Origin of the sequence: Streptomyces sp. NPDC005963 (assembly GCF_040638655.1) — a bacterium.
In the GTDB taxonomy this organism is placed as follows: Bacteria; Actinomycetota; Actinomycetes; order Streptomycetales; family Streptomycetaceae; genus Streptomyces.
Genome location: NZ_JBEXVD010000017.1, coordinates 1 through 23,899, shown reverse-complemented (window position 1 = coordinate 23,899; position 23,899 = coordinate 1). Strand labels below are relative to the sequence as shown.

The 23,899-nt window shown below is 69.6% G+C and carries 20 protein-coding genes and 2 tRNA genes; 11 read left to right on the top strand and 11 right to left on the bottom strand.

Annotation, left to right across the window (positions count from 1 at the left end; translation table 11 throughout):
- Positions 1–66 precede the first annotated feature (66 nt).
- From ABZ348_RS21965 to ABZ348_RS21955, 3 genes are all read left to right on the top strand, one after another.
- Complete coding sequence (locus ABZ348_RS21965; protein ID WP_358935520.1) at positions 67–1,374, top strand: peptidoglycan-binding protein; 1,308 nt, start codon at positions 67–69, stop codon at positions 1,372–1,374.
- Positions 1,375–1,495: 121 nt separating this feature from the next.
- On the top strand, positions 1,496–2,722 hold the full coding sequence (locus tag ABZ348_RS21960) for an SPFH domain-containing protein (RefSeq protein ID WP_358935518.1): 1,227 nt from the start codon (positions 1,496–1,498) through the stop codon (positions 2,720–2,722).
- A gap of 165 nt (positions 2,723–2,887) precedes the next feature.
- Positions 2,888–3,478: a lytic polysaccharide monooxygenase gene (locus ABZ348_RS21955; protein WP_358935516.1), complete on the top strand. Its 591-nt coding sequence runs from the start codon at positions 2,888–2,890 to the stop codon at positions 3,476–3,478.
- A gap of 336 nt (positions 3,479–3,814) precedes the next feature.
- Here ABZ348_RS21955 and ABZ348_RS21950 read toward each other — a convergent pair.
- The 6 genes from ABZ348_RS21950 to ehuB form a co-directional block, all read right to left on the bottom strand.
- A tRNA-Lys gene (locus tag ABZ348_RS21950) sits at positions 3,815–3,888 on the bottom strand.
- Positions 3,889–4,013: 125 nt separating this feature from the next.
- Complete coding sequence (locus ABZ348_RS21945) at positions 4,014–4,778, bottom strand: IclR family transcriptional regulator C-terminal domain-containing protein (RefSeq protein ID WP_358935514.1); 765 nt, start codon at positions 4,776–4,778, stop codon at positions 4,014–4,016.
- Positions 4,779–4,947: 169 nt separating this feature from the next.
- Entirely contained in the window at positions 4,948–5,703 is a 756-nt protein-coding gene (ehuA, locus tag ABZ348_RS21940) for an ectoine/hydroxyectoine ABC transporter ATP-binding protein EhuA (RefSeq protein WP_358935732.1), read from the bottom strand.
- A 76-nt stretch (positions 5,704–5,779) separates the two neighbouring features.
- The gene (ehuD, locus tag ABZ348_RS21935) at positions 5,780–6,430 is read right to left on the bottom strand and encodes an ectoine/hydroxyectoine ABC transporter permease subunit EhuD (RefSeq protein WP_358935512.1); all 651 of its coding nucleotides are present in this window, start codon (positions 6,428–6,430) and stop codon (positions 5,780–5,782) included.
- A complete protein-coding gene (ehuC, locus tag ABZ348_RS21930) occupies positions 6,430–7,149 on the bottom strand; it encodes an ectoine/hydroxyectoine ABC transporter permease subunit EhuC (protein ID WP_358935510.1) in 720 nt (239 codons plus the stop codon). The genes ehuD and ehuC overlap by 1 nt, the downstream gene beginning before the upstream one ends.
- Entirely contained in the window at positions 7,146–8,075 is a 930-nt protein-coding gene (gene ehuB, locus ABZ348_RS21925) for an ectoine/hydroxyectoine ABC transporter substrate-binding protein EhuB (RefSeq protein ID WP_358935508.1), read from the bottom strand. Before ehuB ends, ehuC begins: the two co-directional genes overlap by 4 nt.
- Before the next feature lie 234 nt (positions 8,076–8,309).
- Here ehuB and ABZ348_RS21920 point away from each other — a divergent pair, with 234 nt between their 5' ends.
- The 3 genes from ABZ348_RS21920 (at position 8,310) to ABZ348_RS21910 (ending at position 12,234) form a co-directional block, all read left to right on the top strand.
- On the top strand, positions 8,310–8,996 hold the full coding sequence (locus tag ABZ348_RS21920) for a decarboxylase (RefSeq protein ID WP_358935507.1): 687 nt from the start codon (positions 8,310–8,312) through the stop codon (positions 8,994–8,996).
- Between the two features lie 191 nt (positions 8,997–9,187).
- Positions 9,188–10,315: an LLM class flavin-dependent oxidoreductase gene (locus ABZ348_RS21915; protein ID WP_358935730.1), complete on the top strand. Its 1,128-nt coding sequence runs from the start codon at positions 9,188–9,190 to the stop codon at positions 10,313–10,315.
- 239 nt (positions 10,316–10,554) lie between these two features.
- Positions 10,555–12,234: a glycosyl hydrolase family 18 protein gene (locus ABZ348_RS21910; RefSeq protein ID WP_358935506.1), complete on the top strand. Its 1,680-nt coding sequence runs from the start codon at positions 10,555–10,557 to the stop codon at positions 12,232–12,234.
- A gap of 241 nt (positions 12,235–12,475) precedes the next feature.
- On the opposite strand, the gene ABZ348_RS21905 is transcribed toward ABZ348_RS21910, so the two are convergent.
- The gene (locus tag ABZ348_RS21905; RefSeq protein WP_358935728.1) at positions 12,476–14,233 is read right to left on the bottom strand and encodes an EAL domain-containing protein; all 1,758 of its coding nucleotides are present in this window, start codon (positions 14,231–14,233) and stop codon (positions 12,476–12,478) included.
- 884 nt (positions 14,234–15,117) lie between these two features.
- Between ABZ348_RS21905 and ABZ348_RS21900 the strand changes: the two genes are divergently transcribed.
- Positions 15,118–16,308: a M6 family metalloprotease domain-containing protein gene (locus ABZ348_RS21900; RefSeq protein WP_358935726.1), complete on the top strand. Its 1,191-nt coding sequence runs from the start codon at positions 15,118–15,120 to the stop codon at positions 16,306–16,308.
- A gap of 181 nt (positions 16,309–16,489) precedes the next feature.
- Here ABZ348_RS21900 and ABZ348_RS21895 read toward each other — a convergent pair.
- The 4 genes from ABZ348_RS21895 to ABZ348_RS21880 form a co-directional block, all read right to left on the bottom strand.
- Positions 16,490–16,563: transfer RNA gene (locus tag ABZ348_RS21895), tRNA-Lys, on the bottom strand.
- Entirely contained in the window at positions 16,554–17,216 is a 663-nt protein-coding gene (locus ABZ348_RS21890; protein WP_358935505.1) for a bifunctional DNA primase/polymerase, read from the bottom strand. The genes ABZ348_RS21895 and ABZ348_RS21890 overlap by 10 nt, the downstream gene beginning before the upstream one ends.
- A 161-nt stretch (positions 17,217–17,377) precedes the next feature.
- On the bottom strand, positions 17,378–17,725 hold the full coding sequence (locus tag ABZ348_RS21885; RefSeq protein WP_358935503.1) for a hypothetical protein: 348 nt from the start codon (positions 17,723–17,725) through the stop codon (positions 17,378–17,380).
- 190 nt (positions 17,726–17,915) lie between these two features.
- Positions 17,916–18,515 carry a histidine phosphatase family protein gene (locus ABZ348_RS21880; protein WP_358935724.1) on the bottom strand — a complete coding sequence of 200 codons (600 nt, stop codon included), beginning with the start codon at positions 18,513–18,515 and terminating at the stop codon, positions 17,916–17,918.
- 256 nt (positions 18,516–18,771) lie between these two features.
- Here ABZ348_RS21880 and ABZ348_RS21875 point away from each other — a divergent pair, with 256 nt between their 5' ends.
- Genes ABZ348_RS21875 through ABZ348_RS21860 form a run of 4 tightly spaced genes read left to right on the top strand, consistent with a single transcriptional unit; the run spans position 18,772 to position 23,612 of the window.
- Positions 18,772–19,662, top strand: coding sequence for a phosphatase PAP2 family protein (locus ABZ348_RS21875; protein ID WP_358935501.1), 891 nt, complete (start codon positions 18,772–18,774; stop codon positions 19,660–19,662).
- Positions 19,592–20,713: a hypothetical protein gene (locus tag ABZ348_RS21870; RefSeq protein ID WP_358935499.1), complete on the top strand. Its 1,122-nt coding sequence runs from the start codon at positions 19,592–19,594 to the stop codon at positions 20,711–20,713. The genes ABZ348_RS21875 and ABZ348_RS21870 overlap by 71 nt, the downstream gene beginning before the upstream one ends.
- Positions 20,704–22,290: a hypothetical protein gene (locus tag ABZ348_RS21865; protein ID WP_358935497.1), complete on the top strand. Its 1,587-nt coding sequence runs from the start codon at positions 20,704–20,706 to the stop codon at positions 22,288–22,290. Before ABZ348_RS21870 ends, ABZ348_RS21865 begins: the two co-directional genes overlap by 10 nt.
- Positions 22,287–23,612, top strand: a complete 1,326-nt coding sequence (locus tag ABZ348_RS21860; RefSeq protein ID WP_358935495.1) for an AAA domain-containing protein — start codon at positions 22,287–22,289, stop codon at positions 23,610–23,612. Before ABZ348_RS21865 ends, ABZ348_RS21860 begins: the two co-directional genes overlap by 4 nt.
- Positions 23,613–23,899 lie beyond the last annotated feature (287 nt).

Sequence of the window (23,899 nt, the reverse complement as noted above, 5' to 3'; positions counted from 1 at the left end):
GTGCGGTTCTTTCCCACGCCGTTCGGCCCCCGAAAACGATCTCCATGGAGTGCGGAGGGGACACGGATGACGGTGCCGGTCTTCGAGGAGTACGAACCTGCTCCCGACTGCGACTGTCCGGGATGCGTGGGGCAACGGCGAACGCTCGCGGCCGGCGGCCACCCCGCGGCCCACGGGTGCCGACGGGCCCTGGTGCTGTTCACGGCCGCGGGGGTGGTGCTCACCGCCCCGGACATCGCATCGGCGACACAGACGGTGAAGCCCCCCGACCCCGCCAGTACCAGACGGGCCGCTGCCGAGCCCGGCCATGAGCAGGGCGGCCGGGGGCCACTGTACGGCGGACCGCTCTCGGGTCCCTCGGGCGTGCCGGCGGTGGCGCTGCCGGAGACCACCCGCACGGACATCATCAACCGGGCCAAGAAGTGGGTCACGGCGAAGGTCCCGTACAGCATGGCGGCCTACTGGTCCGACGGATACCGCCAGGACTGCTCGGGCTATGTCTCGATGGCGTGGAACCTGGCGAGCAACGAGTGGACCGGTTCCCTCGCCCAGTTCGCCACCAAGATCACTCGCGAGGAACTCCAACCCGGGGACATCCTGCTCTTCCACAACCCGGCCAATCCGACCAACGGCTCCCACGTCACGATCTTCGGTGGCTGGACCGACGCCACCCACACCTCGTACACCGCCTACGAGCAGACGAAGCCGCACGCCATCAAGCAGGCCACGCCCATGGCGTACTGGAGCAACTCCGACAAGTACGTCCCCTACCGCTATCGCGGGGTCGTCGACAGCGCGACCGGTGCGCTGGCCGACGCCTATCCCGGTGCGGGCTCGTTCGGTCCCGGCGCGGACAACCCCCACGTCACCCGGCTCGGCGAAATGCTCGTGGCCCGCGGTGGCAAGCGCTTCTACCAGGAGGGGCCCGGGCCGCGGTGGGGCGAGGCGGACCGCAAGGCCACCGAGGCGTTCCAACTGGCCCAGGGATGGACCGGAAGCAAGGCCACCGGACTGCCCGGACCGGACGCCTGGGAACTGCTGGTCACCGGCAAGGGCAAGGACATCCCGGCTGCTCAAGCCGAGGCGCCCGCACCGACTGCGGGCCCCGGGGGCACGGGCGCGGCCGTCCCCCCGTACCCCGGCGCCCGGTACTTCCGGCCCGGGCAGTCCAACGAGCACATCACCAAGCTCGGCCGTCGACTGGTCGCACGCGGCTACGGCAAGCACTACAAGACCGGGCCCGGGCCGCGGTGGGGCGAGGCGGACCGGCGCAACGTGGAGGCGTTCCAGCGGGCGCAGGGCTGGCGGGGCTCCGAGGCGGACGGCTACCCGGGGCGCGAGACCTGGCGTCGCCTCTTCGCACCCACCCCGTGACGGTGGTCCGGCGCTGGCCGGACGGGCAGCCGTGGGCACTTTGAGGGGAGCGGGCCACGGCATCGGCCGGGGCTCTTCCGGCGGCGGGGGTACGTGACGATCAGCGGAGGCATTGGCAGTCATGACCACCACCACGACATCGGAGCCGGAGGGCGACGGACCGTCGACCGGTGCGGCCCGGCACACCCCGGTCATCGCCCAGGAGGCGACCACCGAGATCCCGGTGCACCTCCTCTTCCGGGACGATGTCACCGGTGACGACTCGGGGCCCGAGGACTTCACGCACGGCTGGTCCCCGCCGATCGCCCTGCGCCCCGCCGTGGTCGCGCGCCGGCTCGGCACCGGGGAACAGCCGAGGATCGCCCGCCCGCCGGTGGCCACCGCGACCTCGGTGCGCCCCGGCCCGCCCGAGGATCCCGAACTCGCCGAACGACCGGGTGCGGTGCTCTCCGGGTGGACGGGAGTGGTCGCCGGCGCCTGCGCACTCGCGGGCATCGGTGCGGTGCTCTGGGGCGCCGGCGCGCTGCCCGCCCGGCTGATCGCGCTCCTCGGACTGCCCGTGTACCCGTACCGGGGGCTGGGCATCGACCTGTGGTGCCTGTTGACGCTCGGCGTGGTCATCGCGCTCTTCGCACTCGGCGGCATCGGACGGGGGCAGGTGGGCCATGCCTGGGTGCTGACGCTGTTCGGGGAGTACCGGGGGAGCGTACGGCGCACGGGGCTGCTCTGGATGAGCCCGCTGGTGCTGCGTCGACGCGTCGAGGTGCGACTCCGGCACTGGCGCAGCGAGCCGATGCCGGCGGTGGATGCGGAGGGCGCGCCCCTGAGTGTGGTGGTGCAGGTGGTGTGGCGGGTCCGGGACACCGTGCGTGCGGTGCTGGGCGTGGAGGACCATGAGGAGTACGTGAGCGAACAGGTGGAGGCGGCGACGGCCCGGGTCCTCTCGCAACTGCCCGCCGACGCCTTCGCGGACGCGGCCCGTGGGGCGGGCGCCGCTCCGGTGGCCGTCGGTCGGACGTTGCGGGACGCGGAGTCGGTCGGCGGGGCCCTGACGCGGATGCTGCAAGCGGAATGCGCGGCGGTGGGCATCGAGGTCTTCTCCGCCCAACCGGTGACCATCGAATATGCGCCAGAGATCGCTGCCGCGATGCGACGCCGTCGGATCGCGGCGCTCGACGCCAGACACCGTGACGCGGTGCTGACCTCTGTGGTGGACGCAGTCGAAGAAACCGTACGGAGACTGACCTCACGTGGGCTTGTGGAGTTGGACGACTACGAACGCAAGGTGTTGGTGAAAGATCTGACAGTTGCGTTCTATGCCCAGCACGCGTCAGAAACTGAGAGATAGTTTTGGTCTGGACATGATGAAGTTCGGTCAATACATTGGGTGTTGGTCTAGACCTAAATGAGGCGCGGAAGGAGCGCTTCCGAACTACATCGAACAGACGTAGTCAACGACACGCACGCGTGCAAGCAAGGCTCACGAACTCCCCCACGTTCTCTGGAGCGAAGCATGCGCAAAAGGTTTACCGCCGCCGCCGTCGGCCTGTTGGTGATGGGCGGCACCGTGGTCGCAACCGGCAGTGCCAGCAGCCACGGCTACACCGATTCTCCGGTGACCAGCCGTCAGAAGCACTGTGCCAACCGCACGGTGTCCAACTGCGGCAACATCCAGTGGGAGCCGCAGAGCGTCGAGGGCCTCAAGGGGTTCCCGTCCGCCGGTCCCGCCGACGGTCTGATCTGTGCCGGAGGCAACGGCCAGTTCTCCCAGCTCGATGACCCCCGTGGTGGCGCATGGCCCGCCACCAAGGTGAACTCGGGCTCCAACCAGACGTTCACCTGGCGGTTCACCGCCCGGCACCGCACCACCGACTTCAAGTACTTCATCACCAAGCAGGGGTGGAACCCCAACCAGAAGCTGACCAGGGCGGCGCTTGAGTCGCAGCCGTTCCTGACCGTTCCCTACGGTGGCAAGCAGCCGCCGGAGACCCTGTCGCACTCCGGCAACCTGCCGTCGCGCTCGGGCAAGCACGTGGTACTGGCGGTGTGGACCGTGCACGACACCCCCAACGCCTTCTACGCCTGCTCGGACGTCCAGTTCTGACGTTCCGCCGCTGACGCACGATCGGTCACCCGGCAACACGGGTCTCCGGGGCGTACCCAGCCCGTGGAACTCGTGGAGCGCCGACCGGACGCCGTGCGGGGTGGCAGGGCCTGAGCCGGGTCCTCGTCCTCTCGCACGGTCGTCGGCGCAGCCGCCCGGGCAACGCTCCCCGCGGTTTCCCGCCGCGGGGAGCACCGTCATGTCCGGGGTCGGTCGACCGTGATCGTAGAGAGGGGAGGCGGACGGTCGCCGAAGCTCGCCCCGCCAGGGAAACACCGAGGCCAGGGAAACAGCGAGGGCGCCCCGGAAAATCCGGAACGCCCTCGATGATCAATGTGCGCCGCCAGGGACTCGAACCCCGGACCCGCTGATTAAGAGTCAGCTGCTCTAACCAACTGAGCTAGCGGCGCCTGACGAGATAAATAATACCTGCTCCAGAGGGGTGCTCCGACACGTGCCCGGCCCGTGCGGGACAGGGCGTGCAGGACGGGGGGCCACCCCGGGGTGGACCAGCCCCGGACGGCCGGAGGAAGGCCTAGAGCACGAGTGACAGCACGACCGGTGCCGCCCTGCGGTTCAGGGTGTCCGCTGCCGAGCGGAGTCGATGGGCGTGCTCGATCGGCAGCGAGAGCGCGAGGCAGCCCACCGTCGATCCGGCGGTCAGGGGCACCGCGGCGCAGACCGTGCCCACCGCGTACTCCTGGAGGTCCAGGATCGGGACGGTCGCCGGCTGGCTGTCCAGTTTGGAGAAGAGGAGGGTCTCGCTGGTGATCGTCCGCGAGGTGAACCGGGTGATCTTGTGGCGGGCCAGGTGCTCGCGCCGGCCGTCGCCGTCCAGCTGGGTCAGCAGGCACTTGCCGATGGCGCTGGCGTGGGCCGCGAACCGAAAGTCCACGTACTCGTTGACCCGGGGCGTGCACGGGCCGTCCGCGTACTGGGTGATCTTGACTTCGCCGTCGATGTATCTGCTGATGTAGACGGCGGCGCCCACCGAGTCCCTGATCTCCGTCAGGGTGTCCTGGAGCTTGGCCTCCAGCGCCTGCTGCCGTGCGGCACCGGAGCCGAGCAGCACCAGGGAATCGCCGATCACATAGGTCCCGCCGTTGTCGGCGGCCCGCTCCACATAGCCCTCGCGGCGCAGCATCTCCAGGAGCGGCGCCAGATGCCCGGTGGGCAGACCCGTCTCCCGTGCGATCTGGGTGTCGCTCACGCCGCCCGAGTGCCGGGAGACCGTCTCCAGCACCCGCAGGACGTACTGCACCGAGTGGAACGGCGCGGTCGGCTCAGGCTTCAGCGCCACGGTCTCCCCCTACCAGTTCGTCACCGCAAGGTCCTCTACCACACGATAGCGGTCAAGGGGCGCTTGAGGGACGCCTGTTGGCGAGAATACCCGGGTGGAGGACCCCTCCCAACTGGGGCGCATCTCTTAGGCATATGCCAAAGGCACGATCCAGCTGGCGATTCCCGTGTCACAGTACGGCGCTGAGGAACTCCTTCGTACGTTCGTTCTCCGGGTCGCTGAACATCTTGTCGGGGTGGCCGAACTCGATGACCTTGCCCTGGTCGAACATCATCACGCAGTCGGAGACGTCCCGGGCGAAGCCCATCTCATGGGTCACGCAGAGCATCGTCACATCGGTCGTGTGCGCGATGTCCCTCAGCAGGTCCAGCACGCCCGCTACCAGCTCGGGGTCGAGCGCGGACGTCACCTCGTCCAACAACAGCACCTTGGGGCGCATCGCCAGGGCCCTGGCGATCGCCACCCGCTGTTGCTGCCCGCCGGAGAGCTGGCTCGGATAGGCGTCGCACTTGTCCCCGAGCCCGACCAGCTCCAACAGGTCACGACCCCGCTCGTGCGCCTCGTCCGATGACAGCCCGAGCACGTGCACCGGCGCCTCGGTCACGTTCCGCAGCACCTTCATATTGGGGAACAGATTGAACTGCTGGAACACCATGCCGATGTTCTTGCGCACGTCGCGGATGTGCTTTTCGCCCGCCGGCACGAGTCTGCCGTTCTTCTCCTCGTGGTTCAGGTACTGCCCACCGACCGTGATCGTGCCTTCGTCCGGCTTCAGCAGGGTCATCAGCAGTCGCAGGATCGTGGTCTTGCCCGAACCGGATGGGCCGATCAGGGTCACGTGCTTCTTCGGGAAGACCCGGAAGTCCAGACTGTCCAGGACGACGTTCTCGCCGAAGCGCTTGGTGACGCGGTCGAACCGGATCAGCTCGTCCTGCGCGACCGGCGCGGCAGTCGCCCGCGGGCTCTCCTGGGGGCTCCGGTCGGTCGGGGAAAGAGTGCTGTCAGCGGACAAGACGACGCTCCAAGGCTCGCATGAGGACGGATGCCGGATAGGCGATGAGGATGAAGGCGATGCCCACGACCGTGAACGCCTCCACCGTCAGGAAGGTCTCGGAGGCGAACTGGCGCGCCTGTCCGAGCATCTCCATCACCCCGATCACGAAGATCATCGGAGTGTCCTTCAGCATCGCGATGACGTAGTTGCCGAGGGCCGGGGCGACCCGGCGGATTGCCTGCGGCAGGATCACCGAACCCCAGGTGCGCCGCCGCGACAGATTGAGTGCGGTCGCCGCCTCCCACTGCCCCTTCGGCACACCGTCGATCCCGGCCCGGTACACCTCGGAGGTGTAGGTCGAGTAGTGCAGACCGAGGCCGATGACGCCCGTCATCATGGCCGAGAGGGTCAGGCCCCACTCCGGCAGCACGTAGTAGAGGAAGAACAACTGCACCAGCAGCGGCGTGTTGCGGACGAACTCGGTGACCGCGGACACCGGCCAGCGCACCACCGCGGGGCCCGACCGCTGGGCCACCGCCCACACCAGGCCGAGGGCGAACGCCAGCAGCGCACCCAGCACCAGGGCCTGGAGCGTGACCAGCAGTCCATCGAAGAAACGCGGCAGGAAGTCGTCGACCGCGGACCAGTCCCACTCCATCAGCTCTCACCTCCGACCGCGACCCGCTCCCGGCGTCGTAGCGGGAAGGCACGCGCGGGCTGTTTCTGCCCGATGCCGGCCTTCGCCCGGCGTTCCAGCACCCGCATGCCCCGGGTGAGGACGAAGGCGAGCACGAAGTACATCAGCAGGATCACCGTGTAGACGGGGGCGCTCTGACCGGTCGCGTTGCGCACCAGGGAAGCGCCGAAGGCGATGTCGGCGACGCCCATGATGGAGACCAGGGCGGTCCCCTTCAGCAACTCGACCAGCAGGTTGTTGAAGGGCGGGATCATCTCGGGCCACGCCTGCGGCAGCACCACCTTGCGCAGTTGCTGCGCGGGGGTGAAGCTCAGTGCGATCCCGGCCTCCCGCTGCCCCTGTGCGACGGCGGCCACCGCGCCCCGCACCACCTCGGAGCCGTACGCCCCGTACGTCAGCCCCAGCGACAGCACCGCGGCCCACATGGGCACCAGCTGCCAACCGAAGCCCAACGGCAGCACGAAGAAGATCCAGAACATCAGGATCAGGGCGGAGGTGCCGCGGAAGACCTCGAAGTAGGTGCCGGCGAGAAAGCGCACGATCCACAGCCGGTGGGCGCGCGCCAGACCGATGACGAAGGCCACAGCCGCGGCGAGCAGGGCGCTGTAGACGGTCAGCTGGACCGTGATCCACACGCCCTTGAGGAGGAGTTCCCACAAACCCGGGCTTATTTCGCTCATGGCTTGCACTTCTCCTTGGCGGTGATGGTGGTCATCTGGTCCTTCGTGAAGCCGAAGGGCCGCATGATCTCCAGCAGTTCACCGCTCTTCTTCAGCTTGTGGAGCTCGCGGTTGAACGCATCGCGCAGGGCCGTCTCCGGAGTGCGGAAGGCGAATCCGCCCACGTCGACGACGGGCTTGCCGTCCACGGTCGGGGTGACCTCCTCGGTCGCCTCCGCCTTGGTGCTCCGCGTCTCCTTGACAACGTTGCGCACGGTCACGGCCGTGCCGACGAAGACGTCCACCCGCCCCTGCTCCACGGCGAGCAGACCCGCCAACTGGTCCGGCAGGGTGGTGACCTTTTTGATTCCGGCCCCTTTGGCGTATTCGATCTGGGCATAGCCCACACCGGTCGCCATGGACGCCCCGGATTCGGCGATGTCCTCGTACGTCCGCAGGTTCTTCGGGTTGCCCTTGCGCACCAGGAAGGCGTCGAGCATCTGGTATTCGGGGTCGGCGAAGATGACCTGCTCACAGCGGGCCGGATTGATGTACATGCCGGCCGCGACCGTGTCGAACTGGAGCGAGTTCAATCCGGTGATCAGCGAACCGAACTCGGTGGGGAAGGGCTGGACGTCCTCGACGCCGAGTTCGCGGAAGACGCGTTGGGCGATGGCCGGTGCTGCGCCGGTCATCCTGCCGTCCTTGCCGATGTAGCTGAAGGGTTGCTCGCCGGCGAGCCCGAGGCGTACGGAGCCCTTGGCGCGCAACTGTTCCAGCAGCTGACCGCCGTCCCCCGCGTCGGCGGTCGACACCCTGCTGCAACCGCTGGTCACACCGACGGCACCGGCGGCGCCGAGGGCCACGGCCCCGGCGAGCAGTGATCGCCGGGCGAGTCCTCGGGCCGGGGGCGTGCTGTGTCTCGTTCTCTCCTGTCGTGGAGCCATGAGTGCGCGGCTACCCCGATGTCATGTGTACATGCGGATGAATTCCGGTCCCTTTTTCGATGTGCCCGTGATGTGCCGGTGCCTTCGGTGTCCCGGGCGCACGGAACGCCGGGGGCCGTGCTTTCGGATCGGAGACCGGGACGGTCGGACGCTTTGAACCGGCCTCGAAGTGGTACCCGACAAGCTGGACGGCCCGCACGGGACCGGAAAAGAAACCCCGAAGGAAGGTTCTCTATGACCACGGTCGGACTATTGATCCCCGGGCATTCCGCCGAGGAGGACTATCCCCGGCTGGAGGTGCTGCTCGACAGTGACATCAGGATGCCGTCCGTCCACACCGGGACGGCCGAGCCGTCGGAGGAGAACATCGCCGAGCTACGGCTCGGGGGCGCCGAGTCCGTGCTGTGGGCGAGCACCAGGGGAAGCTTCGGCCGTGGCTGGGAAGGGGCCCACCAGCAGATCCGCGAACTGGCGAGGGCCGGGGGGCTGCCCGCTTCCAGCACCTCCTTCGCCTTCGTCCACGCGGTACGGAAGCTGGGTGCCGCTCGGGTCGCGGTCGCGGCCACCTATCCGCAGGACGACACGGACCGCTTCACCGAGTTCCTCCGGGCGGCGGGCGTCGAGGTGGTCGCCGCCCATGCGGGCGGTGCGACGGCGGCGGAGGTCGCAGGTTGGGGAGAGGCCGAGGTGCTGGCGCTGGCCCGGGCGGGTGACGACCCGCGGGCGGACGTGGTGCTGCTGCCGGACACCGCGCTGCACACGGTGGCGCACCTGCCCGAACTGGAGGAGACCTTGGGCAAGCCGGTTCTGACGGCGACCCAGGTGACGGTCTGGGAGGGGCTGCGGCTGGCGGACCGCAGGACCTGGGCGTTGAAGGTGGGCCGGCTCTTCGCCCAGGACGGTCGGGAGTCCGACGCCTGAAGCCCGACCGCCCGCCGTCGGGCGGCGGAGTGTCTCCGGAGGCGGAATGCCTCCGGTGGCGGGGAGCCGCCGGATCAACGTGCCCATCACACGGGGATGGGCGGGAATAAAGCGGAGTCATCCTCCTGTTCTTGGGTGCTGTACGTTGCCTCATGCTCAGGAGGACAGACCCCGTGGGACGACCTGACGACCTGGCGGCAGGACGCACCGTCGAGGCTCCCGGTGACCCCGTCCGAGCCACTGCACGCGGCACCGCGCCCGTACCGCTCTCCGTGCTCGATCTGGTCACCGTGGGGGCAGGCAGCACCGCCGCGGACTCGCTGCGGACCAGCGTGCGACTGGCCGGGCTCGCCGAAGCGAACGGCTACCACCGCCACTGGGTGGCCGAGCACCACTCCATGCCGGGTGTCGCCTCCTCGTCCCCCGCCGTCATCCTGGCGCACCTCGCCGCACACACCCGCCGCATCCGGCTCGGCTCGGGCGGGGTCATGCTCCCCAATCACGCCCCGCTGGTGATCGCGGAGCAGTTCGGCACCTTGGAGGCCCTGGCACCGGGGCGGGTGGATCTGGGTCTCGGGCGTGCCCCGGGCACGGACGGCGGTACGGCCGCGGCGCTGCGCCGCACCGGCCGTACCGGGGAGGCCAGGGGCGAGGGCGCCGAGGACTTCCCGCAGCAGTTGGCCGAGTTGACCCGCTTCTTGGACGACGACTTCCCCGACGGCCATCCCTACACCCGCATCCACGCGGTTCCGGGCCCGGTGCAGGGGCCTGCGGCCCGCCCGCCGATCTGGCTGCTGGGCTCGTCCGGGTTCAGTGCCCGGTTGGCCGGCGTCCTCGGGCTGCCGTTCGCCTTCGCCCACCACTTCTCGGCGCAGAACACGGTTCCTGCGCTGGACCTCTACCGCGAGTCCTTCCGCCCGTCCGCGGTGCTGTCATCGCCGTACGCGCTCATCGGAGTCGCCGCGCTGGCGGCCGACGACGAGCGGGAGGCGCGCCGTCAGGTGTTGACGGGCGCGCTGGCGATGCTGCGGCTGCGCACCGGCAGCCCGGGGCTGATTCCCACGCCCGATGAGGCGGAAGCCCACGCGTTCACGCCGTTGGAGCGGGAGTTCACGGACGGCTGGATGTCCAACGTCGTCCACGGCACGCCCGACGCGGTCCGGGCGGGCCTCGATGCACTCCAGAAGCGCACCGGGGCCGACGAGTTGATGCTCACGGCCAACGTCCACGGCGGTGAGCAGCGGCTGCGCTCGTACGAACTGATCGCCGAGGTGTACGAGTTGGCTGGTCAAACGTCTGCCGAAGTGGTTCAGAACTGAACCGTCTTTATGCTTCCTTCAAAGCACCCTTAACCGGTCCTTAAACCCCTTGTCAGTTACATGGCAAGGGGATTTTCTTGATCTCGCACGGCTCTGACGAGCGGTTTTTCGTTGAAATTGGTCTAGTCCTCATTTGGTCGAGACCATTGACGCGGGCATGGCCGAATCGCTATCTCTTTGCCAGCACCATCGATCGATCCCCCCACTACCGGAGGCTGTTCGTGCTCTCCCGTAAACCCATGATCGCGGCCCTGACGACTGCGGCGATCGCCGCAGGCGTTGCGGCGGGCTTTGCCGTCAACGGCACGGCCAACGCGACCGCTCCTGCCTCCGCCGCCCCCACCGGTGGAGTCAAGATCGCGTACTACGACCAGTGGAGCGTGTACGGCAACGCCTTCTTCCCCAAGCACCTGGACACCCGGGGTATCGCGAGCAAGTTGGACATCATCAACTACTCGTTCGGCAACATCCACCCCACCGAGCACACGTGCTTCATGGCGAACAAGGCGGCGGGCGACGACAACAACCCCAACGCCGGTGATGGCGCGGGCGACTCCTTCGCGGACTACACCAAGACCTTCGGCGCGGCCGACAGCGTCGACGGTGTCGCGGACCGTTGGGACCAGCCCATCGCGGGTGCCTTCAACCAGTTCAAGGAGCTGAAGGCGAAGTACCCGCACCTCAAGCTCAACATCTCGCTCGGCGGCTGGACGTACTCCAAGTACTTCCACGACGCGGCCAAGACCGACGCCAGCCGCAAGAAGCTCGTGAGCTCCTGCATCAACCAGTACATCAAGGGCGACCTGCCGGTCACCGAGGGCTTCGGCGGACCGGGCACGGCGGCCGGGATCTTCGACGGTATCGACATCGACTGGGAGTACCCCGGTACGAACAGCGGTCACCTCGGCAACCACTACGGACCCGAGGACAAGGCCAACTTCACCCTGCTCCTCGCCGAGTTCCGCAAGCAGCTCGACGAGTACGGCGCGGCCAACGGCGGCAAGAAGTACCTGCTGACCGCCGCCATGCCGGCCGGCCAGGACAAGATCAAGCACATCGAGACGGACAAGGTGGGCGCGTACCTCGACTACGCGAACATCATGACGTACGACATGCACGGCTCCTGGGCGGGCAACGGCCCGACGTACCACCAGTCGCCGCTGACCTCGCCCGCGTCCGACCCGACCGACCCGATCGCGCCGGGCACCCAGAAGTACTCGATCAAGAACACGGTCGATGCCTGGCTCGACGGCAACCCGGCCTACGGCATCGCGGGCGGCTTCCCGGCCAACAAGCTCACCCTCGGGTACGAGCTGTACTACCGCGGCTGGAAGGGCGTTCCCGCCGGCACCAAGAACGGTCTCGGTCAGACCGCGACCGGGGGCAGCGCTCCTCGTCCGCTGAGCCAGCAGGCGGGCATCGCGCAGTACAAGGAACTGGCCGGCATCGTCGACAACCCGGCGACGACCTTCTGGGACGCCGAGGCGCAGTCCGCGTACTTCTACAAGGACGGCGAGTTCTTCACCGGCCTCGACAAGCGGACCATCCAGGCCCGTGCCGACTACGGTCGCAGCCGCGGCCTCGGTGGCTCGATGCTCTACTCGCTGCTCGGTCTGGACGCGAACACCACGCTCCTTAACGACATCGTCGCCGCGCTGGGCGCAACCCCCCACAGCCCCAACCCCGGCACGCCGTCCCCCTCCGCCCCGGTGACGAACAGCCCCTCCCCGGGCACCCCGTCGCCGTCCTCTCCGGGAGGCACGTGCTCGGCCGCCGCATGGAGCGCGGGCAGCACGTACAACGCCGGCTCGCTCGTCTCGCACAAGGGCCGCACCTGGAAGGCCGGTTGGTGGAACCAGGGCGAAGAGCCCGGCACCACCGGTGAGTGGGGCGTCTGGCGCGACCAGGGCGCCTGCTGACCCCACCGGAACGGCCCCACGGCCCGACCGGGGCCCGTCCGACCAACCGCACAACAACTGAACAGGGTTGAAGGGCTGATGAACATCGGATCTGTCCCCCCACACCGCAGATCCGACACCGGACCGCTCTGAGTCCCCCCACAACACCGCCCCCGCCCGGAGGTTCGCCTCCGGCCGGGGGCGGTTTCCATGGACCGCTCCCCCGGGCGGTTCAGGGGTCCGTCACAGGGGCCGGACGGATTCAGGCGGACAGCGGATCGCTGCCGATCATCTGCCCGATGCGATCCGCCGAGACCGCACGCGAGTACAGCCAGCCCTGTCCGAGGTCACAGCCGATCCTGCGGAGCCGGGACGCCTGCCCCGAGGTTTCCACACACTCCGCCGTGACCGTCAGCCCCAGCCGGTGGGCCAGTTGGGCGAGTGCCTCCACGATCATCTCGTCCGCCGGATTGGGATGCGCCTCGTCCTGGAAGCCGCGGACGAACGCCCCGTCCAGCTTGAGCGCCGACACCGGCAGCCGACTGAGGTACGCCAGGTTCGAGTACCCGGTGCCGAAGTCGTCGATGGCGATCTGCACGCCCATGTCGCTCAGCGCCTGGAGGGCCTGGAGCGGGCGGCCTGCTGAGCCCATCACCGCGGACTCCGTCAACTCCAACTGCAACAGCTCGGGAGCCAGTCCCGTCTCGGCGAGGATCTCCGCCACGTCGGCCACCAGGTCCGAGTCCCAGACCTGGCGCACCGCGACGTTGACGCTGACGAACAGCGGATCGGCCCCCGGATATTCGCACTGCCACTGCCGTGCCTGGTGACATGCGGTCCGCAGGACCCAGCGCCCCAACTGCACGATGGAGCCGTCCTCCTCCGCAATTCCGATGAACCGATTCGGCGCCAACATCCCGAACTGCGGGTGGTTCCAGCGCACCAGCGCCTCCACCCCTCGGGTGACCCCGTCCGAGAGCCCCACCAGGGGTTGGTACTCCAAGGCGAACTCGCCGCGCTCCACCGCCGGCCGCAGTGTGGACGACAGGGCCTGCCTGGTCACCTGATGGGCGTTGCGCTCGGGGTCGAAGAGCGTCCAGCGGGCCTTGCCGTCGGCCTTCGCCCAGTACAAGGTCGTGTCCGCGGCCTGCATCAGACCCGTGGCGGTGGTCCCGGTGACGGAACGCTCCACGACCCCGATCGAAGCCGACACCGACAACCGCTGACCGTCGAGGTCGAAGGGCTGCTGGAGGGCGAGCAACACCGATTGGGCGAGCTCGCCGAGCTGTTCCGTACCGAGCGAGTCCTCGACCAGGACGGCGAACTCGTCACCCCCCAGCCGGGCCACCAGATGGCCCCCGCCGTGGGTGTAGCCGTCGTTCTCCACGCATTCGGTGAGCCGGCCGGCCACGGCGGCGAGCAGCCGGTCCCCGACCCGGTGTCCCAGCGTGTCGTTGACGGCCTTGAAGCCGTCCAGGTCGAGGTAGCACAGACCGATGCGGCCCGTGCAGCCGTCGTCGTACGCCGATGAGTCGAGGGCGGCCGTCAACCGCTCGAAGAACAGGGTCCGGTTCGGCAGCCGGGTCACCGCGTCGTGCATCTGGAGGTGTCGCAGCCGGGCCCGCAGCTCGCGGCGATCACTGATGTCCGCGACCGACAACAGCAGTCGACGGCTCCCCCCGACCGGCGTGAGAGTGATCTCGGCCCACAGTGTCCCCCCGTCGGGGTGCTTGAGCCGCCGCGTGCAGCGGAAGCGGGAGCGCCGGCCGTGCAGCACCTCGCGGTAGGCGTGTCGGATGCGGCGATCGGCGGAGAGCCGGACGAGATCGTCCGCGGCCCGCCCGATCAGTGCCTCGGCCACGGTGCCGAAGAGTGCGGCGAGGGCGGGATTGGCGCGGAGGACCAGACCGCCGCGGTCGACGAGGGCCAGGGCGAACGGTGCTGACTCGAACGCGGCCCGGTACTCACGCAGTTCGGACAGGGGCGGTTCGGAGGGGGAGACTACGTGACCCTCCGTGATCTTCCGCTCCGTTTGGTCGGGGGCCGCAGCTCCCTTTCGCCCTGTTCCTTCGGAGGTTCCGCTCACCGCTCACTCCCGCAGTGCAGTTGTGTCGTCCAGGGGCGTACAGATGTGGTCGGGAAGACCGACCAACAGGTCGATGAAGGTCGAAATGGCGCTCACGCTTGGGAAAAGAGATCGGGAAAGTGTGCCGATCATAGGGGCTGCCCCCAGGGCCGTTCCAGCTCCCCCACGGGGTCGAGCACCCTTCGGAGTGCGCGCCCGATCGTTTCTGCGCGGCTCTGTACAGGGCCTGATCCATAGCTGATCAAATGTGACGTTCCGTGATCTCTCATTGCGGTGAACCCATCTGCGCGTGGCTTGACCGTCTCCAGCCCCCTCCGGGCCGCGGCGAACCGGTGCCGATCCCGTACCCGACCGGTCACCCGAGTGGGGCAGCGGAACAGGGCGTACACCGGTAAACCCCGACAAGGTGGTTGAGGTGTCTCCCATTTCCGTGGTCGGAGGTCTACGTGGAGGGTCAGCAGTCACCCGCGGGAACACCCGGGGGAGTGGAAGGCGACCGTCCGCGTGGCGCGAAGAAGGGCGGCACCCGCTGTGAGGCCCCCTTCCGACGGCTCACCGGTGCACCCCTCGCCGTCGGGTCGGGCGTCCGGTCCGGTCCCTTCCCGGGCGGCGGGCGCGGTCGACCGGACCGGGACGTCGAGCACTTCGACCCCGGGGACGGGCCCGGGGCCTCCGACGGCAGCGGGGACCGCGGCACGACCGGCGGCGGCCCGCCCGGATCGGGCGGCGGACCCGATGACCCCGGCGATCGGGGCGGCGGACCAGCCGGATCGGGCGCCGGCCGACCCCGCGGCGGTGAAGGGGGCGAACGCGGCCGGCTGCGCAGCGCCGCAGCCGCCCTCACCTCCCTGATGGCGCTCGCCGCCACCTCGCTGGTCGCAGGACCAGCCGTCGCCAAGACCTCGTCCGCCTCCTGCGCACTGCCGCGCACGGGAGCCCACCACTCACTCGGCCTCGACACCTGGAACTCCGCCTATCCCCGGCCCACCGGAGTCCTCGACGCGGTGATGGTCTTCCTCTCGTTCCCGGACGCCTCACCCCAGTACGCGCCGTCCGAACTCGCCGCCGACCACTTCCCCACCACCAGTGACTTCTTCGCGCGGGCGTCCTACGGACAGTTCTCCCTCCGCGCCGACGCCCAGCGCACCTGGGTACGGATGCCCAAGCCGTCGACCGCGTACGGAGTGAGCCGCGACTGGGCGCCCGACAAGCGCAACGCCTATCTGCGCGACGCCCTCGCGGCGGCCGACCCCACGGTCGACTTCTCCCGCTACGTCGTCGTCTATCTGGTCGCCGACCCCGAGGCGCCCGGGGTCGACTCCGACGCCACCAAGGTCGTCAACCTCGACCGGCCGCTCAACGCCGACGACAGCCGGATCAGGCGCGTCGTCACCGTCTTCGAGCGCCACCCGCCCGACCGCAATGTGCTCGCCCACGAGACGGGGCACGTCTTCGACCTTCCCGACCTCTACCACCGCCCCACCGACGGCAAGGGCGACTGGGACACCCACGTGGGCGACTGGGACGTCATGGGCAGCCAGTTCGGCATGGCTCCCGACCTCTTCGGCTGGCACAAGTGGAAACTCGGCTGGCTGCCGGGCCGCGCCGTGCGCTGCATCACCCGCCCGGAGCTGATCACCCTGGAGCCGATCGCCGCGCCCGCGCCCGGCGGAAGCCTGGGAACCCGACTGGCCGTGGTGCGAACCGGACCCGGCACCGCACTGGCCATCGAGGCGCGGGGGGCCGTGGGCAACGACCGGACCCTGTGCACCGAAGGGGTGCTGCTCTACCGCGTCCGGGCGGACAAGGTGTCCGGGGGCGGCCCCGTCGAGGTCGTGGACACCCACCCGAACAGCGAGGCGTGCTGGGACCGGTCGGTCTATCCGGAACTGGCCGATGCGCCCCTGGGGGTGGGGGAGACCTTCACCCTGCCGGGAGGACGTACGCGGGTGGAGGTGGCGGACCGCTCGGCCTCCGGCGCCTGGACCGTCAAGATCACCACGGGCTAGTGGCGCCGACCCCAGCAGATCCCATAGGAGCGGAGCCGACGGCAGCCGATCCGACGGCCCAGGAGACAGGCCCGGAGACGGGAGGCGCGAAGACGGGAGGTCTGAGAGGAGCGGCCCGGAGGCAGGGGAGCCGAAGGCATGAGAAAAGCCCCCCGCGATCGCGAGAGGCTTTTCGTGTCTGTGCGCCGCCAGGGACTCGAACCCCGGACCCGCTGATTAAGAGTCAGCTGCTCTAACCAACTGAGCTAGCGGCGCCTGCTGACGTCGTAGACCTTAGCACCCTGATCGGGGTGGGGAAAAATCGACATCCGCCCGGCCGTCGTCGCGGCCGTGCGGGCCGCCCGCACACAGGCCCACAGCACGACCTCGGGGCCGGGCAGCCAGGGATGCCGGCTGTTCGGGGCGACCAGCCAGCGCGATCCGCAGGCCGCTCGGGCGCTCGGCGCCGGCGGAGGAACCGTCACCGCGTCCCCCGTGCCGTGACAGAGCAGGGGGGGCACCCGATCACCCCACTCCTCCCACCCCAGCAGCGCCGGCAACCGGGCGGCCGTGCCCGGCGCGGCGAAGATCAAAGCCCGCCCACGGTGCATGGCCACCGGCCCTGAACCCGGCCCCTCCTCGCAGAGCCGGGCGAGCATCCGACGGCCGAAGACCGCGGGAGCGTTGACGACGTCGAACACCCCACCGCACGGAAGCACGGCGGGCGCGGCAGGGCGCGCCTCCCACAGATCGAGCGTGTCACGCGGATCGGGCCCGGCCGAGGCGAGCCACCCCGCACCCGGGTCGACGCCGCCAGCGGGGTCGACCGGGTCGTTCGCGGTGGCGGGTAAGGGGTCGGGTCGGTACGCGCCGATCGGACTGCTCGGAGCGGCGGAGGGGTTCGGGGTCTCGGGGAGCCATGCGCACATACCTCCATGTCTACCGGGGGTGACGATCCGCTTCCGAAGGGTTGCCGAAAATGGAGACAGAGTCATGCCCGAGGGCGTATCTTTCGCGCGGGCATATGCCGGACTGGTCCATGAGGACTACGGAAACTCCCCCGGGGACCACAAGGGTCCCGTGTGAACCACTACTGCGGTGAACCATCCCGCAGTAGTCCCTGCCCGAATTCGATCATCTTGCGCGCATAGTCCGTGGTCCACCCCGCCCGATGGGCGATCTCCTCCGCGGTCAGCCGATCGAACCGCCGCGGATCGGCCAGCTGGGCGGCGCCGAGAGCCTGGAACTCGACGGCACGATCGGCAGCCGCACGGAAGGCCAGGGCCAACTCGGTGGAACGGGAGAGCAGCTCCCGAGGATCCTCGATCGATTCCAGATCGAAGAAGTGCTCGGGGTCGGCGGCGGCCTCCGACGGCTCGAACAACAACGGCGCGGGCCGCGGCTTGCGCGCACGCTGATGAGACTCCGCTTCCGCCATGTGCTGCTCCCTCCTCACCCGGGACCCTCCCGGCACACTGTGGACCGCCCCCCATTGTCCAGACGCCCGCAAGGGCGCGCGAGGTACGTGTTCCAGCCGCGGCCGGCTTCGCGCACCACGGTCGGGTACGCATCGGGGCAGGCCCTGGCAGGCCGGTCACCGCCCCGATGGCGGGACGGTCAGGACTCGGTCAGGACTCCAGATGGGAGACGTCGTTCCAGTGGTTCAGCGCCGGCTCCCCGTACGCCCACCCCAGCACCGAGAGCGACGCCGGGTCCAGCTTCACCCGGGCCGCGAACGACGGGTCCAACGAGAGCCACCGGGCCACCAGCACCCGCAGGATGTGCCCGTGTGCGAAGACCAGCACGTCCCGGTCCGCAGACTTGGCCCACTCCACGACCTCGTCGGCCCGAGCACCCACCTGGGCCAGCGTCTCCCCGGCGGGCACGCCGTCCCGCCAGATCAACCAGTCGGGCCCGGCGACCTCTTTGATCTGTAGGGGGGTCATCCCCTCGTACTGCCCGTAGTCCCACTCCATCAGCGCGTCCCACTCGGTGGCACGATCGCCGAAACCGGCCAGTTCGCACGTCTCTGCGGCACGCGACAGAGGGCTCGTGCGGACCTCCACGTCCGGCAGTCCGGACCAGGGGGAGCGCCCCAGCCGATCACCCAGCAGGGTCGCCCCGCGCTTGCCCTCCTCGATGAGAGGGATGTCGGTCCTGCCGGTATGCCTGCCCAGCAGGGACCATTCGGTCTGGCCGTGCCGGACGAGCAGGATGCGCGGTGCCATGTCGGGGCTCTCCCAGAGGTTCACGGAGGATGGCCCTCCATCATCACCCAGCCCGGTTCGCTCGCCGCGCAGGGCACCCGAAGAAGCGACTTCAAGCCAGCCAGCGCCTTCGCTCCTAGGCGCAACCCCGGCGCTCGCACACGCGTCCTTCTAGGGTCGGGACCCGCGGGGGGCCCACTGACGGAGCCACACCCCTTACACCGTACGGTTGACTGGTGGCCGTCGACCACTGCACACCATGGGGGGAAAAGCTCGAATGCCGTACGCCGTGTCTCGACACCGGCCACGCTGGTGGACCGAATTGCTCCTGCTCGCCGTCGTCTACGCCGCCTATTCGGCCGGCCGGCTCCTGGCCCGCGGGGACGTGAACACCGCCGTCGACCACGGCCTCGCGATACTCCGGGCCGAGAAGGCACTCTTCCTCGACGCCGAAACCCCGCTGAACCGGCTGTTCACCGACGTACCGGCCATCGGCATACCCTCCGACTTCATCTACGCCTCACTCCACTACCTCGTCACCCCCGCCATCCTGATCTGGCTCTTCCGCCGCCGGCCCGCCCACTACCGGGTCGCGCGCACCTGGCTGATGCTCTCCACCCTCCTCGGACTCATCGGCTTCACCCTGATGCCGACCTGCCCGCCCCGGCTCCTCGACGCCAGCCACGGCTTCGTCGACACGATGGCCCAGTACAGCTCCTACGGCTGGTGGGGGGCCGAAGCCAGCGCCCCGCGCGGACTCGGCGGACTCACCAACCAGTACGCGGCCATGCCGAGCCTCCACGTCGGCTGGGCCCTGTGGTGCGGAGTGATCCTGTGGCGCCACGGCCGAACGCCGCTGATGAAGACGCTCGCCGTCGCCTACCCCCTCATCACCACCATCGTGGTCATGGGCACCGCCAACCACTACTTCCTCGACGCCGTCGCAGGTGCCGCAGTGATGGGACTCGGCGCGCTGGCCACCCGCCCCGCCCTCCGCCTCGCCGACCGGACGCGCAAGCGCCTCGCCCAACAGCCGGCGGCAACCGAAACCCCCGCAGAATCCCCCGTTGTCGGTGCCGGATGCCAGACTGCGCCGGGTGAGCGAATCCCTGGACAGCGGACCCCCTCCGCCGACGCCGACGACAGCACTCCGGCAGCGGCTCGCTGAATTGCGCGGCCCGGCCGTGCGCCCCCGCCCGCTGGACGCCCGGGCCCTCGCCGCCCTCGCCGCCAACCCCGGGTGCAAGAGACGGGCCCTGCTGGACGGCGCCGGAGTCGACAAGGGCGCGCTCGCCACCGCACTGCACTCGCCCATGGCGTCCGGACAGTCGCAGTTCGCCTTCATGCGGGGCAACGCCTTCGAAGCCAGGGTGAAATCGGACGGCGGCGCCGAACTGATGCGACTGCTGGGAGTGGCCGAGCCCACCGGATTCCAGGTCCCCGACCTGGCGGCGGCCGGTCCCGAAGGCAGAGCCGCCCGTACCGCGCTCGCCCTGCGCGATGCCACCGCTGACGCCGCATGGACCCTCCTGGACCACCCCTTGCTCGTCCTGGAGGTCGCCGGGTCGCCCGTCTATCTGGAGCCGGACGCCGTCGTCGTCCACCCCGACGGCCGATGGAGCGTCGTCGAGATCAAGTCCTTCCCCATGATCGACGCCTCCGCCGATGCGGCGAAGGTCGGCGCCGCAGCCCGCCAAGCCGCCGTCTACGTACTCGCCCTGGAACGGGTCGCGGCCCGCACCGAAGGCGCCCGGGTGGCCGAAAGCGTACTGCTCGTCTGCCCCAAGGACTTCTCCAACCTTCCGACCGCATCCGTTGTCGACGTGCGCAAACAACTGGCGGTCACCCGCCGCCAACTCTCCCGGCTGACCCGTATCGAAGAGATCACCGCAGCCCTGCCCGAAGGGGCCACCTTCGACCTGGAACGCCCCACCGAGGAACTGGTGGCGACCGTGGAGTCAGTGCCCGCCGCCTACGCCCCCGACTGCCTCGCCGCCTGCGAACTCGCCTTCCACTGCCGGGGCTCGGCCCGCGCCGAAGGAGCCGTCACCGCCCTCGGCCGCTCACTCCGCGGTGAACTCGGCGGACTGGCCACCGGCAGTGCCGTACTGGCCGCCGCACGCGGACAAGCAGGCGACCCGGACGACCCCGCCGTGGCAGCCCTGCGCCGCGCCGCCGTCCTGCGCGCCTGGGCACTGGAGGCCGCGGGATGTCGTTGATCACCACCCTGGCCCGACTGGAAGCCGCCGAATCAGGCCGAGCCAGCCCCCTGGCGACCGTCCGCCACCGGCACCTGTCCGCACACCCGCTGGTCCTGGTACCTCTGACCACCGCAGGAGAGGCCGGCGCACCCCTCGGAGCGCTCATCGGCACCGATCGCGACGAACCACGGCTCCTGACCGTGGCGCAGCCCCGCGACCGCGAACTGCGCTTCGCCTTCCTCGCCGAACTCGCCGACGCCGTACTGCCCTACCTGGAGACCTACGGCGACGACGTCGAACTCGTCGAGCGCAACGCCACCGACGCCGAGACCGGCAAACGCGTCAAGGAACAGGCCGAACTCTGCGCCGACGCACCGCAACTGATCGTCCCCGGGCGGGCCGGCATCGACTTCGTCCGACTCCTCGGACGGTCCATGCGCTTCCGCCGCACCGCTGAACAGGACCCCGACGCCGCCTATCCCGCACCACCGCACGTACCCCTCCTCGGCCGTTGGCTCACCCACTACGGCGAACGCGCCCGGGTGCCCGGCTCCTCGCTGCTCCTAGCGGCGACCGACCTCCTCAACCGGCACTGGGCCACCGGACAGTCCTCACTGGAGGACCAACACCTCGGCGCACTCCTCGCCTGGATCGACCCACCCGAAGGCACCTCGGGGGCCGAGGCGGCGCTGAGTGCCGAATCGGGGCGGGACGAGCGGGGGCAACTGCTGTGTCCACCCGCCGGACCGGCCACCGACCCCGCCTTCGACAACAGGCTGCTCGCGCCGGCCGTCGAGGCGTACGACCGGGTGCGCCAACGTCTGCACGCAGCCCAGGACGGGGACGAACAGGACTCCTGGATGGGGCAGCTTGCCCTCGCCGAGCGCCAGATCCGTCAGCTCCTCCTCAGCCAGCTGGAACCGACCTGGCAGTCGGTGTGGCGCGCCGTCGACCTGGCGCGCCAACTCCCGCCCGGAGCCAGGGTCGAAGACCGTTGGACCCGTGACCGCTGGTCGTTCACCGCCCATCGCGACCGGGTCAGGGCGGGAGAACCACCCCAGCCGCGCCGCGACGACGCCGTCACCGCAGCCCGCAAGCTCGCCGCCCGTGAGAGCGCCCAAGCCCAACTCGAAGCACAGGAAGCCCTGGACGATCCGCTGGTGCTGGCGGGGCGCAGACTTGCGGGGGAGGCATTCGTCGGCGAGGTGTCCGACGTCGTGATGGCCTGGTCCGAATCCAAGCGGCCCGCGCCCCGACCCCTGCTCACCCTGCGCACCGACGACCGGCCCCATCTCGCCGAACGTGCCAAGGTCTACCGATCCCATGAGGGCAAGCCCCAGTCGGCCGAGTTCGTACGGTACGAACCGGACGGCTCCCTCGTGCTGCGGCTGACCGACCGCATGGGCCGCGCCAAGGACCCGGCCCCGGGCTCCGTCCCCGAGAAGGGCGACTGGATCGCCTGGACCCTCTTCGAGCACGACCAACGGGGCGGGCCCAAACTGCCCGACCCCGAGGAAACGCCCTGGACCCACGGCGGCCCGCCCGGCACGGATGCCGAAGCCGCCGACCCCATCACCCCGGAGGACCTGCTGTGACCGTCTTCGACCCGGCGGCCGAAGCGACCAAGGCGACCGACGCGATCCTTCACGACACGCTCAACGGCACCCACCGCGGAGTGGTCGTCGACTCCCCGCCCGGCGCGGGTAAGTCAACCCTCGTGGTCCGGGCCGCCCGGGAACTCGCCGCCGCAGGGCGCCCGCTGATGGTCATCGCCCAGACCAACGCCCAGGTCGACGACCTCGTCCTCCGACTTGCCGAGAAGGACCCAGAGCTCCCGGTGGGCAGGCTCCACAGCAATGACCCCGACCCCTACGACAAGGCACTCGACGGCCTGGAGAACGTCCGCAAGTCCGCCAAGGCAGCCGACCTCGCCGGCCTGGAGGTGGTGATCTCCACGGCGGCCAAATGGGCCCACGTACAGGGCGTCGATCCCTGGGAACACGCCATCGTGGACGAGGCGTACCAAATGCGTTCGGACGCCCTGCTCGCGGTCGCCGGCCTCTTCGAACGGGCCCTCTTCGTCGGCGACCCCGGACAGTTGGACCCCTTCTCCATCGTGGGAGCCGACCAGTGGGCCGGACTGTCGTACGACCCGTCCGCGAGCGCCGTGTCCACCCTGCTCGCCCACAATCCGGAACTGCCGCAACACCGGCTGCCGGTGTCCTGGAGACTCCCGGCATCCGCCGCCCCGTTGGTGTCGCGGGCGTTCTATCCATACACCCCCTTCCGCAGCGGTACGGGACCGGAGGACCGACAGCTCTCCTTCGCGGTGTCCGCCGACGGTTCGGCACACGACCGGGTGATCGACGAAGCGGCCGAATCGGGCTGGGGCCTGCTGGAACTGCCCGCCCGCCACACCCCGCGAACGGACCCCGAAGCGGTACGGGCGGTCGCACACGTCGTCCGCAGACTGCTGGACCGCGGTGGTGCGGCCACCGGCACGGCCGGTGCGAGCCCCACTCCGGTGACGGCCGACCGCGTCGCGGTGGGAACCGCTCACCGCGACCAGGCCGCCGCGGTGCGATCCGCCCTCGTCGAACTCGGTGTGACGGATGTGACCGTGGACACGGCGAACCGGCTCCAGGGGCGGGAGTTCGACGTGACCGTCATCCTCCACCCGCTCTCAGGCCGCCCCGACGCAACCGCCTTCCATCTGGAGACGGGCCGCCTCTGCGTCCTGACCTCACGCCACCGACACGCGTGCATCGTGGTCTGCCGCGAAGGAGTGGCGGAACTCCTGGACGAACACCCCTCCACCGAACCGGTCCAGTTGGGCGTCACGGTCAAGTTCCCCGACGGCTGGGAGGCCAACCACGCGGTACTCGCACGCCTCGCGGAACACCGGGTGAGGCTGTAAGCCCCGGGGCGGGGTTTGGCTTGTTCCGGGTGGGGCTCGTTCCTTGAGTTCAGCCTTGGGGGGCTGGGGGTTCCGTCCTCAAACGCCGGACGGGCTGAGCTTGCCGGGGCTGGGTCTTTGCCAGGGCTGGGGTACGGGTGGTGCTGGTCTTGCACTTTCCGGGCTGGGGCTGTTCTTTGGGTTCTGCCTTGAGGGGCTGAGGTTTCCGTCCTCAAGCGCCGGACGGGCTGGGGGTGCTCGGGTTTGGGGGTTTTGGGGGTCCGGGTGCGGGTTGGGGGTGGGGTGCG